Genomic DNA, 12,054 nt, shown 5'->3' on the forward strand with positions numbered 1-12,054 from the left:
TAATCTAAATCTCAACTATTTTGCGGCGGGACTACCTTTCGAGCACCACGACCGAACGCGCCGCACCCGCTCGCTTCTCGCTGGTCACCGGCTTCCAGTCACCCGGCGGCAGCGCGATCGGCTGGTCGGTCGGGTACGGGTTGATGACCACGAGCACACCGCGCCGGGCCGGGTCCACGTCCGGGCCCACGGTGTCGTCGACGTGCATGACGATCACACCGGACCGCGCGGCCGGGAACGACACCTTCTGCTGCACCAGGTCGGCCGAGCCGAGCGAGAACAGCGGCGATGACTGCCGGATCCGCAGCAGCTCCAGCGTCGCGTCCAGCGCCGCCTTCATGTCCGAGGGGGCCGGTCGGGGCAACGACAGCAACGGCTTCGCGTACGGCCACTTCGCCTCGTTGTCGGCCTTCGGCGGCAACCCGCGGCCGAACCCGTTGTCGCGCAACGACGGGTCGTAGCGGTTGAACCAGTCGCCGGAGTCGAAGCTGTTGCGGTCCAACGACTTCGAGCGCAGGAACTCGGTGCCCGCGTGCACGAACGGCCGCCCCTGCCCCAGCAACGCCGGTGCCAGCGCCACCGTCTGCATCTTCACGCGGTCCGCCATGGCCGTCTCGGGCTTCAGCTTGTACGTCAACGCGTCGAACAACGTCTCGTTGTCGTGCGCGTCGACGTACGTGATGGCCTCCAACGGCTGCCCGGTGTACCCGGCGGCGGTGCCGTTGTACCGCACGTCACGGCCGGAGACCACGGGTCCGGCGGTGGACTGGAAGCGGTACGCGGCCAGGTTGCCGGCCATGCCCAGCTTCACCAGGTCGCTGTAGTTCTCCAGCCGTGCGGCCACGTCACCGTTGGCCGGCGAGGAGTTCACGTCCCCGGCCAGCCCCGAACCGAGGCCCTGCACGCGCGGGTCGTCGTCGAACGGCCCGCCACCACGCACGGCGTCACGCAGCCGGTCGCTGAACGTGCCGACGCCCGTGCCCGCCATGTTCGCCTGGGTCGCCTGCTCGAACCGGGCGTTGCCGGCGACCTCGCCGAAGTCCCAGCCCTCGCCGTAGACGCCGATCTTGCGCCCGTCCACGCCGTCGCGCTCCACGGTCAGCGCGTCCAGAGCGGCGCGCACGGCCAGGATGTTCGCCTTCGGGTGGTGGCCCATCAGGTCGAACCGGAACCCGTCGACCTTGTACGTGCGCGCCCAGCGCACCACCGAGTCCACGACCAGCTTGCCCATCATGGCGTTCTCGGTCGCCGTGTTCGCGCAGCACGTGGAGTTCGCGACCGAGCCGTCGAGGTTGAGCCGCTGGTAGTAGCCGGGCACGACCTTGTCGAGCACCGAGGTGGCTGCGTCGCCGGACGCCGCCGTGTGGTTGTAGACGACGTCGAGCACCACGCGGTTGCCGTTGTCGTGCAACGACTTCACCATCTCGCGGTACTGCTTCGACCGCGCCTGGCCGTTCTGCGCGTCCGGCGTGGCGTAGGAGCCCTCCGGCACGTCGTAGTGGAACGGGTCGTAGCCCCAGTTGAAGCCGTCACGGGCGGCCACCGCACCGACGCAGGCCTGCTGGGCCTCGGAGTCCGCGGGCAGCGACGGCAGGTCGCACGCGGGCGTGGCCTGCTCGGAGCGCTTCTCGGGGATCGTCGCGATGTCGAACGTGGGCAGCAGGTGCACGGTGTCCATGCCCGCCGCCGCCAGCGTCCTGAGGTGCTTCATGCCCACCGAGTCGCGGTGCGTGAACGCCTTGTACGTGCCGCGGTCGGCCGCGGGAACGGACTCGTCACCGATGGAGAAGTCCCGCACGTGCAGCTCGGTGATCGCGCCGCCCATGCCCTTCGCCACGTCCTTCGACCAGCCGGACGGCATGGTCCGGCCGTCCTGGAGGTCGGCGAACTGCGAGTGCGTCGAGTTCACCGACAACGCCACGGAGTACGGGTCGGTGACCACGACCGTGCGCTGCCAGTCGGTCACCTCGAACTGGTAGTACCGGTTCTTCCAGTTCCCGGTACCGGACCACGAGCCGGACGCGTCGTCGCGGGTGAGCTGCACGGTCCGCGTGGGCTCCCCGGACGGCTCGTCGAACAGCCGCAGTCGCACGTTGCGTGCCGTCGGCGCCCACAGCCTGACCGACGCGCGGTCGTGGTCGAACGTGGGCCCGTAGGCCAGTTTCGTCGCGGCAGCGGCGAAGCGGTCGTCCAGCACGCCCGCGATCTGCACGCTCGTGCGGTGCCGGATCGCGCCGCCCGCGTCGACGTGCACAGCGGAGAGCTTGTCCCGCAACGCCTCGTCCACGAATCCGCGCACCGCGAACACCGGTTTGCCGCGCAGGTGCGGGAACTGAGCCGGCACCTCCTCGGTGGTCGGCGACAACCGCAGCACCTTCGAGCCGTACTCCAGCCGGTAGCCGTCGGACTGCACGGCCGGCACGTCCCACACGACCTTGTCGCGCGAGACCCAGATCGCCTTCGCCTTGGTCAGGTCGTCATCGGCGGCCGGACCGGCGTCCGGCGGCAGCAGGTAGGTCTCGTCGCCCTGCAACTGCCACACCTCGTTCCCCTTCTGCCCCAGGTCGAGGAACTGGTCGGGACCGGGGTCCTTCGTATCGCCGCGGTGCAGGAGGTAGCTCAGCCCGGCCGCACCGGGAGCGAGCGGCACCGACCAGTGCACACCGAACGCGTCCCGCCCGTCGGGTACCCGCGACTGGTTCCAGCCCGGTGACGGCTCCGCGGACCCCGTCCAGTGGTACATCGTCCAGTCGGTGTAGTCGCCGTCCGGGCGGTGGTAGTGGACCACCGCCCGGTTCTCGGCGGCCGCGAGACTGGCGTGCACCTTGCCGTTCGCCACCCACGCGTGCCCGCTCGTGAACCTGCCGGACGCCTCCACGGTCGTGCCGCGCACCACGGAGAAGTCCGTGGTCGGCGGCAGTTCCGCGACGCCACCCGAGAACGGCACGTCAGCGCGTCCGGCGACCCGCACGACGGCTCCGGTGGCGTCACCGACGTGGTGCACGACCGCCTTGCCCGTCGCCGCCTGCTCCGACGGGTGGACCGGCTCCTGCCCCTGCCTCAGCCACACCTCGGGCGTCACGCCCGGGTCGACGACCCGGTCGATCGAGGTGTCCTTCTCGTCGCCCTTGTGCGCGATGATGCCGACGGATTTGGCGCCCGGCTTCAGCTTCACCCACGCGAACCGCCCGTAGGTGTCCTCACCGGCGAACGGCAGCGGCGCGCCCCACTCGGTCGGCGTCTCGACGTCACCCCAGACGTGCAGGCCCCAGCCGTCGTAGTTGTCGCGCGCGTAGTGCACGACCAGCCAGTCCGGGTTCTTCGTGCCGGGGTCCGGGACCGGCGGCGCGGCCACGAGCGACACGAACGCGCCGTCCGCGCCGATCTCGCCGGACTTCGCCACCACGCGCAGCTCGACCCGCTTGCCGGCCGCGGCGCCCGGAAGTGCCGACAGGTTCGCGAACACCCGGTAGGGCGCCGCGTCGTCGGTGCCGAGCACGGTCCAGTCATTCGTGCCCTCGACACGGGCGGCGAAGGTGGCGGCCGCGTCGGGCACGCCGATGCCGTCCGCCCGGAGCTCGACCCGCTTGTCCAGCACCGTTCCGGCGGCGGGAGCGACCAGCGTGGGCGTCGGCTTGGCCTTGGCCACGTCGCTGGTTCCCTTGAGCACCAACGCCGACAGCGCCGGCACGGTCACGGTGACGCGGCCGTTCTGAACCCGCGCGTTCTCGAAGGCGGCGGAGGACACCGGAACCGTGACGGTCGCGGGTGCCGTGCCGGCGTTCGCGACCACGAGGTGCTCACGGCCGAGGATGCGGCTGAACGCGAACACGTCGCCGTCGGCGTAACGCAGCACCTGGTTGCCGTCGCGCCACACCCGATCGCGGTCCACCTGTGCCGCGAGGGCCTTGAGCTGCTGGTACAGCGGGTGTGCGGTGTTGTAGTTGTCGACGGCGCCGGTGCGGTCGGAGCCGACCAGCTTCTCCGCCAGGTACTCCGGTGTCTTCGAGGCGAACATGTCCTGACGCGCCAGCTTGTCGCCGCCGGTGCCCGCGAACCCCTGCTCGTCGCCGTAGTAGACGACCGGGTTGCCGCGCCACAGGTACATCAGCTGGTTGCCGAGCTTGAGCCGCTCCAGCAGTTCGGCGTCGGTGATGCCGGGCCGTTCGGTGCGGATCATCCACGCGACCCGGCCCATGTCGTGGTTGCCCAGGAACGTCGGCAGCGACGAGGCGTTGGAGTCGGCGTCGGTGTAGCGGTCGTCGTCCAGCAGCACCTCGCCGAGGCGCTGGGACCCCTTGCCGGACAGGAAGCTCACCGCGCTGCTCTGGAACGGGAAGTCCAGCGTGGCCTGCATCCGGCCGTCGGTGGTGTACTTCGAGGTGTTCTCCGGCGAGGAGTCGAAGACCTCGCCGAACACGAAGAAGTCCTTCTTGCCCTTGCGGTTCGCGTACTGCTTCACGTGCGGCGCGAGCGCCTGCCAGAACTCCAGGTTGACGTGCTTGACGGTGTCGACCCGGTAGCCGTCGATGTCGAGCGTGTCGATCCAGCTGGTGAAGATGTCCTTCATGCCGTTGACCACGCGCGGGTGCTCGGTCATCAGGTCGTCGAGGCCGGAGAAGTCGCCCTGCTCGCTCGACTCGCCGGAGAACGTCGAGTCGCCGCGGTTGTGGTAGAGCGTGGAGTCGTTGAGCCACAACGGGAACTTCGTCGGCCCGTCCTTCACCGGCGTGTACGGGAACGACTTGGCCACGTCGAGCTTCGGGAAGTCCTCGCGCCCGGCGTAGTCCGCGATGTCGAACGGCTTTCCCGAGGCGTCCAGGTACGGCTGCGCGCCCGTGGAGACGTAGGTGTTCTTGCCCTCGGCGTACTTGATCACGTCGGCGGTGTGGTTCGCGACGATGTCGAAGAACACCTTGATGCCGCGCCGGTGCGCGTCGCGGATCAGCTCGCGCATCTCCCGCGTGGTGCCGAAGTGCGGGTCGAGCTTGGTGAAGTCGACGGTCCAGTAGCCGTGGTAGCCCGCGGACTGGTCTTTTCCAGGGTCGCCCTGCACCCAGCGGTTGAGGAACATCGGCGTCATCCAGATCGCCGTGATGCCCATGCCGTCGAGGTAGTCGAGCTTGTCGTGCAGGCCCTTGAGGTCACCACCGTGGTAGAAGCCCTTGTCGGCCGGGTTGAACCCGTGGTCGGTGCCGTGGGAGCCACCGCGGTCGTTGCGGGTGTCGCCGTTGGCGAACCGGTCCGGCATCACGAAGTAGAAGCGCTCGCCCCGCAGGTCGTCCCGCTTGGGCGGCAAGGCGAGCCGCGCGTCCCCGGCGCGCACACCGGGCGCTATGTCCACCACCTTCCCTACGGCCAGGCGCTGCTCCGGGCGAGCGGCGGCCTGGACGGGTGTGAGAGGCAGTAAGAGCAGTGCAGCGAGCGCGGCGACGACCCGACGCATCGCGACCTCCTTGTCGCAACTTCTTGCAGGGTTGCTGCACGAAACCACGAGGAACAGGCGGAAACAATACGTCGGGTCCTGCAAATATTTGCGATCAGCGCGTCGGACGGTGGTAGGTCGGCACCACGTGCAACGGGTGCAGGCCCCAGTCCCCGACCGCCTGGAGCGCGACCAGCCCGAGCCCGACGACGTTCTCCGGTTCCGCCGGTGCCTCCAGCGTGGGCAGGCCGTTGAACTGGGTGTTCGTCGACGGTGCGGGCGAGGCGGAGGCGATGGCGACGGGGTTGTCGTCGAAGAAGCCCCGCACGCCGAGCACCAGGTGCGGGTCCTGCCTCAGCTCGTTCTCCAGCAGCTCGACGAAGATCCACTCGCCGCGTTTCGCCGCGGTGTACACCGCCCTGCCGAGCTCCTGGAACGCCTCGTGGCACGCCTCCGGCGTCGCCGCGGCCATCGCCTCCTGCGCGCTCACCCTGGTGAGGGTGGTCTTGGAGCCGGTCGTGGCGCCGTCGCCGTAGCGGTTCGGGACCAGCACGTCGCCGCTGTGCCGGTCGAGCAGCACGACGTCGCGGAACCGGTGGCCCGGCGAGTGGTCACGGGCCAGCACGCCGTAGCCGAGCCGGTGGGACAGCACGTCGTCGGGCAGCCGCCAGTACGTCCGCTCCCCGCCCTGCTGCAGCGCGACGTAGCCGCCGACCGCCAGGCCCGGCACGGCCTTGGCCAGCTGTCCGGGGAACAGCGCGCGCATCTCGTCCGTGAGGCTCTCCGGGGCGGCCTCCGCCTCCACGATGCCGTCGTAGCGGTTGAAGGTGACCGCCATCTCCAGCGGGTGCGGGCCCCATTCGAGCATCGCGTGCATGGCGAGCTCACCGATGCTCCGCAGGGTGGCCGGACTGACGACCGCGTTGATGCCGGGGTCGCCCTTGAACGGCGTGTTCTCCGACGGCGCCGGGGAGCACGAGACGAACACGACCTCCTCGCCCTCCTGGTACCGGACACCCAGCATCGCGTACGGAGCGACCGACTCGCCGTGGTGCGCGATCGGTTCCAGCGTCAGGTACTCGGTGCGGCCGCGGGCCATGTCGATCAGCCGGCCGAGACCGCGGTAGGCCTGTTCGAGCGCCTCCGGGGTGACCGCCGCGTACGCCTGTTCGCGCGTGACCGGTTGCAGCCTGGTCTGGACGCCCAGCGAGGCGCCGTCGGTCATGAACCGGTCCATCATCAGCGCGTCACCGGTGCGTTCGTCGACCATGAGCACCTCGCGGAAGCGGCTCGCGCCGTTCGGGGACCGGCCCAGGGTGCCGCTGCCCAGCCGGTGGGCCACGGCCTCGTCGAGGAGCTTCCAGTACGTGGTGCGTTCACCGATCTGCAGCGCGATGTGGCCGTTGACCGGGAAGCCGCACTCGGCCGTCGTCAGCTGGGAGTTGAAGATCGCGTCGAGCTCGGGCGGGAGGTCCGGTTGTGGCGCAGGGGCCGGTGGCACCGGTGCGGACGGGGCCGGAGCCGGTGGCGGAGGGGTTGCGTGCGGTGCCACGAAGGCCGGGTCGACGCGTGCGGTGCGCACGAGCTGGTGCACCCACTGGCGCACGCGCGACAACGGGTGCTGCGGGAACCGGCCGTCGAACCGCGGGTCGTCGCCCGCGTGGAACGGCAGCCGGCCCTGCAGCTGCGGCGCGTACGGGTGCGGCAGGAGCCACCGCTGGAAGCCGATCTCCGCGGCGAGCACGCCCTCGCGCATGCCGGTCGTGCCGTGTTCTTCGGCGAACAACGTCAGCACGGCGTACGAGCCCGCGCCCTGGACGAGCACCGTCGCGCTGAACGCCTGACCGGGGCGGTTGCCCAGCGGCATCTTCACGATCTCCAGCAACGCGGGCACGCCACCGAGCCGGACGACCTGCGCCTCGACGAGACAGCCCACCGCGGCGTGCCGCAGCGCGAGGCCGTGTCTGAGTGCGGGCAGGTCGTCCAGCCGTCCCGGCAGGTCCGGCACACCGTCGTAGCGGTGCACGGTGAGCCGGTCGCCGGCCGCGTGGAGCCAGGTGGTGGGGTCCTGCTGCTGGAAGCCGGTGGTGTCGAACGAGATGGGCACCCACCGACCCTATTGGGATCCTCAGCGCGCCCTGAGCGTTTTGGTCCAGAGCGCTGCGCCGGTTGCGTCACGCAGCCAGACCGTGAGCTCCTCGCGGTCGGCCCTGACCTCGCCGAAGTGCTGGAAGCCGTCCAGCGGCGAGGTGTTCGCGGCGGGCGGGGCGTGCACGAACACCGCTTCCGGGCCGAACGTCGGGTCGAGCGTGTTCGGGCCGAACGCGCCGGAGTGCAGCGGGCCGGAGACGAACTCCCAGAACGGGTCGAAGTCGCCGACGGCGGCGCGTTCCGGGGAGTAGTGGTGCGCGGCGGTGTAGTGGACGTCCGCGGTCAGCCAGACCGTGTTGCGCACACGGCGTTTCTTGAGTTCCCGCAACACCCACGCGATCTCGTGCTCACGGCCGTTCGGCGCGCCCGGCAGGCCGTTGGCGACGCCCTCGATGTCGGCGCCGTCCGGGACGGTGAGGCCGATCGGCAGGTCGGCGGCGATGACCTTCCACGTCGCTGTGCTGCGCGCGAGGCTGTCGACGAGCCACTTCGCCTGTGCCGCACCGAGGATGACGCCCGGCTGGTCCCTGGGCGCGGTGTTGCGGTCCTTGTAGGTGCGCATGTCGAGCACGAAGACCTCGACGTTGCGGCCGTAGGCGAACTTCCGGTACACCCGGCCGTCCACAGCGCGGTGGCGGTCGATCGGCATCCACTCGTGGAACGCCTGGAAAGCCCGCTGTGCCAACACGTCCACGCGCTTCTCGGTGTACTGCGGGAGGTCCAGGATCTCGCCGGGGTACCAGTTGTTCGTGACCTCGTGGTCGTCCCACTGCGCGAAGGTGGGAACCTCGGCGGCGAACCGGCGGACGTTGTCGTCGAGCAGGTTGTAGGCGAACTGGCCGCGGTACTCGTCGAGCGTCTCCGCGACCTTGAGCTTCTCCGGCGTGACGACGTTGCGCCAGATCCGGCCGTCCGGCAGCGTCACCGACTCCTTCATCGGGTTGTCGGAGTAGACGCTGTCGCCGCTGTGGAGGAAGAAGTCGGGGCGGCGGTCGGCCATCGCCTTGAAGATCGGCATGCCACCGAGGTCGGGGTTGATGCCCCAGCCCTGGCCGGCGACGTCACCCGACCACACGAACCGCACCTCGTCGCGGCCGAGCGGGGCGGTGGTGAAGCTGCCGGTCACCGGCTCGCTGCGGGTGCGGCCGTGCAGGTCCTCCGCCGTCACGCGGTAGTAGGCGCGGCGGCCGGGCAGCAGGTTCGACACCCGGACGTGGCCGGTGCCCCCGGTCTCCGGCGTCAGCAACGGGCCGCGGACACGCCGGGAGAAGCGGAACCGCGGGTCATTGGACACCTCGACGAGCATCCGGGACGGGCGGTCGGCGCGGGTCCAGACGATGCCGCCGTCCCAGGTGACGTCACCAGACTGCACGCCGTGCGTGAGCAACGGCCGGTCGGTCTTCGCGAGGCTGACTCCGGTCGGCACCAGCGCTGCCGCCGTGCCCAGCGCGCCTGCCTTGAACAACGTGCGTCGGTCGAAGGTCATGCGCGGTTTCTAGTCGGCGCTCCTGACCGGCGGCCGAACCGCGGGTGAACTTCCCGCGGGTCTCACGTCAGGCGCTGGAGCCAGTCGGTGATGATCTGGCGGGACGCGGGCGTGGCGTGCACCCACGTCTGCCGGTTCTGGTCGGTGTACTTGACCACGAGCCAGCGGCCGTCCGCGAAGTCGATCGTGGTCAGGAACGTCTTGGCGCGCCTGCGTTCGTCGCCGGCCCGCCGCGCCGCGTACAGCTTCGCCGTGCCCAGGCGTTCCTGGGCCAGCAGCTGCCGCAGCGCCATCGACGGCGACGCCTTGCCCGGCTGGTGGGTGTTGATCTCGCTCTCGTGCACGTTGATCGACGCGCCCCGCCCGGCCGGCACGTCCGGCAGCTGCATCGCCAGCACCTCGCGCGCGTTCTCCGGCCGGATCGGGTGCAGCTGCACGAACCCGTCCTCGTGCAGCGCCAGCACGCCGTGCTGCGCGTTCGCCGCGACCACGACCGGCCTCGTCTCGTTCGGCGTGACCGCGATCCACGCCGAGTAGTCCGCGTCGGCCTTGGCGATCAGGTGCAACGTCCCGCGCACGTCCGGGTGGTCCAGCCCGACCCTGCGGAGCTCACCGATGACGTCGCGTTCGATCACCGCGCGCTCGTCCTCGGTCTCGCCGGGCGACTGCACGTGCAGGGCAGGGTGGAACTGCCCCAGCCGCTCCTGCTTCCACAGCACGTCGAACGCGAGGTCCGACAGCTGGACGGACGACCGGAGCACGCTCATCCCCCGATCGTCGGCGGGGCGACCATCGGCATGTCGCCGATGAGCTCGTTCGTGTTCTCCTCGGTGACCAGGTAGTCCGCGGACTTGTGCTCCTTGTCCTCGTCCCCCTGGCCCTTGGCGCCGTGGCCGCCCATTCCCCCCATGCCGGCCGCACCACCGCGTCCGGCCGCACCCGCGGCGCCACCCCGGTTCGCGGCGTTCGCGTTCTCGCCCATGCCGCCGAACATGCCGGCCTTGTTGCCCGCCTGGGTGCCGGCGGCGTTGCCACTGCCCGCGTTCCCGCCCAGGCCACCGGTGCCGAACCTGCCGCCCGGTCCGCCCGCCTTGCCGGCGCCACCCGCACCCGGTCCGCCACCGAGCTTGCCCGCGCCGCCGGGGCCACGTCCGCTGTTCTGGCCGGGTCCGCCGGACACGCCGATCGGCGGAACGCCCGCGGTGATCGGGCGGTCGATGACGCTGCCGACCGGGAGCTTGCCGCCGCCGAGGCCGAGGTCGCCGGGCTTGGTGATGCCGCCGCCCCCGCCACCACCGCCGGTCCCGCCGGGGACCCAGCTGGTGGTGGTCTGGTCACCGGTCAGGCCGGGCGGCGGGGTGAACGTGCTGCCGCCGGGGCCCTGCGGGGAACCGGTCGAGGTGGGGAAGTTCGGGGTGCCGGACGGGCGGTTGACGCCGCTGGTGTTCGTGGTGTTGTGCTGGTTGTTGCTGCCGCTGTTGTCGACGACCTGGACGTTCAGGTTGTCCGGGGTGATGCCCGCCATCTCCTGCGGCAGCTCGCCGCGGTTGGTGCGGCTCGCTTCCTGGTATTCGCGGTAGACCTGCCGGTTGTGCGCCTCGTCCTTGTTGAAGGCGTTGACCGCGTCCTCGGTGTCGGTGTCCCACGGGGTCACGGTGTCCCAGAAACCGGTGTCCGGCTTGTTCTGGGGAACGTTCTTGAGCCGGCCCTTGTCGTGGTTGAACTGGTAGACCTGGTTCGAGAACGAGCGGTCGGCCTGCCGCAACGAGTCCTGCATCTGGACCATGGCCTGGTTGATGGGGTTCGCGGCGGCGATCGCGGCGTCGGAGCTCGCACCACCCCACGCCTCGCCGAGCGTCTCGCCGATGCGCCTGAGGCGGCCCTCGATCTCGTTGTACGACTGCTCCAGCGCCTTCGCGGTGTTCGCCGCCCCTTGCAGGGACGTGGTGCCCGCTCCGGTGGTCATCGCCTGGTAGATCTGAAAACCGGACATCGCTTCAGCGCGCGTGTTGTCCTCTGTGAAGCAGCTGGGCGCGGGCCGTGTCATTTCGCACCTGCCTTGATGTTGGTGACGACCTGGTTGGCGATTTCGGTGAGCAGCCCGCACGGATCCGCGTACCGGGGTGCCTGCTTGCTGATCTGGACGGTGAGGGAAACGATCTGGCTGTCCGTGATGCCGACGGCCATGGCGCAGTTCCCCGAGGCCCTTTGATCAGCCGCAGAGGCGAGCACGGCCGGATATCCCTGCACCGCGGGCAACACCTGGAACAGCTTGTAGGTGTCCTTCGCCTCATAGAGGTAGTCCAGCCCGCCGTCGCCGGTCGGGAACCCGACGCTGGGCGCGATGCTCTGGGAACTGACCTGGCCCTGCCAGATGCAGGACGGACCGGGAGAGGTGGGGTTCACCTTGCCGGTGACGCCAGGCACTCCGAGCGCCGCGAGCTGGTCGGTGGTGAGCACGCTGCACGGATCGGACCTGTACCTGTCCCACGCCAGCGGTGACTTCACCTTCGGCGCGCCGTTGGCCGTGGTGTCACCGCCACTGCCGGAGGACTGTGATGTCGGTGTGGGAGCAGGGGTACCCGCGGTGCCCCCGCCGCCGCAGCCGGCCGCGAGCAGAACCGCGATCGCTGAAATGGTGCCGACTGCGATACCTCGGATGCGCAACTGCTCGATCCTCACGGCCGGAAGGTCGCTTCGTTGTCCTGCTCGGTGCTCTCGTACTGGCGGAGCGTGGCCTTGAGGTTCTCGATGCGCGTCTTCAGCACTTCCTGCAGCTGGGTGTTCGCCTGCTGGTGCATCTCACCGACGATGGTCGCCGAACCGCTGTAGACCTGACCAGGCACGTCCTTGCCGGGCGGCCTCACCATGGTGAGCTCGACGCCGGAGCTGTGTGCGGCCACCAGGTCCTGGACGACCTTTTCGTAGTCCTTGATGGCGGCGCGCAGTGTCTCCAGATCGATCTTGGTCCCGCTCATGCCCCAGCCCCTCC

The 12,054-nt window shown here is 70.1% G+C and carries 7 protein-coding genes; all 7 read right to left on the reverse strand.

Going from position 1 to position 12,054, the window contains the following annotated elements; genetic code table 11:
• Positions 1 to 31 precede the first annotated feature (31 nt).
• Positions 32 to 5,446, reverse strand: coding sequence for a pullulanase-type alpha-1,6-glucosidase (gene pulA, locus ADL03_RS23095; protein WP_082373401.1), 5,415 nt, complete (start codon positions 5,444 to 5,446; stop codon positions 32 to 34).
• A 94-nt stretch (positions 5,447 to 5,540) separates the two neighbouring features.
• Positions 5,541 to 7,532, reverse strand: a complete 1,992-nt coding sequence (locus ADL03_RS47310) for a hypothetical protein (protein WP_063798682.1) — start codon at positions 7,530 to 7,532, stop codon at positions 5,541 to 5,543.
• Between the two features lie 21 nt (positions 7,533 to 7,553).
• Positions 7,554 to 9,062, reverse strand: a complete 1,509-nt coding sequence (locus tag ADL03_RS23105) for an alkaline phosphatase (RefSeq protein ID WP_053735621.1) — start codon at positions 9,060 to 9,062, stop codon at positions 7,554 to 7,556.
• 62 nt (positions 9,063 to 9,124) lie between these two features.
• Positions 9,125 to 9,829 carry an ESX secretion-associated protein EspG gene (locus tag ADL03_RS23110; protein WP_053735622.1) on the reverse strand — a complete coding sequence of 235 codons (705 nt, stop codon included), beginning with the start codon at positions 9,827 to 9,829 and terminating at the stop codon, positions 9,125 to 9,127.
• Positions 9,826 to 11,055, reverse strand: a complete 1,230-nt coding sequence (locus tag ADL03_RS23115) for a PPE domain-containing protein (protein WP_053735623.1) — start codon at positions 11,053 to 11,055, stop codon at positions 9,826 to 9,828. The genes ADL03_RS23110 and ADL03_RS23115 overlap by 4 nt, the downstream gene beginning before the upstream one ends.
• A 50-nt stretch (positions 11,056 to 11,105) precedes the next feature.
• Complete coding sequence (locus tag ADL03_RS23120) at positions 11,106 to 11,744, reverse strand: DUF3558 domain-containing protein (RefSeq protein WP_053735624.1); 639 nt, start codon at positions 11,742 to 11,744, stop codon at positions 11,106 to 11,108.
• On the reverse strand, positions 11,741 to 12,040 hold the full coding sequence (locus tag ADL03_RS23125) for a PE domain-containing protein (RefSeq protein WP_053735625.1): 300 nt from the start codon (positions 12,038 to 12,040) through the stop codon (positions 11,741 to 11,743). The genes ADL03_RS23120 and ADL03_RS23125 overlap by 4 nt, the downstream gene beginning before the upstream one ends.
• Positions 12,041 to 12,054 lie beyond the last annotated feature (14 nt).

The organism is Nocardia sp. NRRL S-836 (assembly GCF_001279525.1).
Lineage (GTDB): Bacteria > Actinomycetota > Actinomycetes > Mycobacteriales > Pseudonocardiaceae > Lentzea.

What these genes read in the sequence shown, in the direction of transcription:
- pulA (WP_082373401.1), bottom strand. Translation starts at nt 5,446, where the DNA reads ATGCGTCGGGTCGTCGCCGCGCTCGCTGCACTGCTCTTACTGCCTCTC.
- ADL03_RS23105 (WP_053735621.1), bottom strand. Translation starts at nt 9,062, where the DNA reads ATGACCTTCGACCGACGCACGTTGTTCAAGGCAGGCGCGCTGGGCACG.
- ADL03_RS23110 (WP_053735622.1), bottom strand. Translation starts at nt 9,829, where the DNA reads ATGAGCGTGCTCCGGTCGTCCGTCCAGCTGTCGGACCTCGCGTTCGAC.
- ADL03_RS23115 (WP_053735623.1), bottom strand. Translation starts at nt 11,055, where the DNA reads ATGTCCGGTTTTCAGATCTACCAGGCGATGACCACCGGAGCGGGCACC.
- ADL03_RS23125 (WP_053735625.1), bottom strand. Translation starts at nt 12,040, where the DNA reads ATGAGCGGGACCAAGATCGATCTGGAGACACTGCGCGCCGCCATCAAG.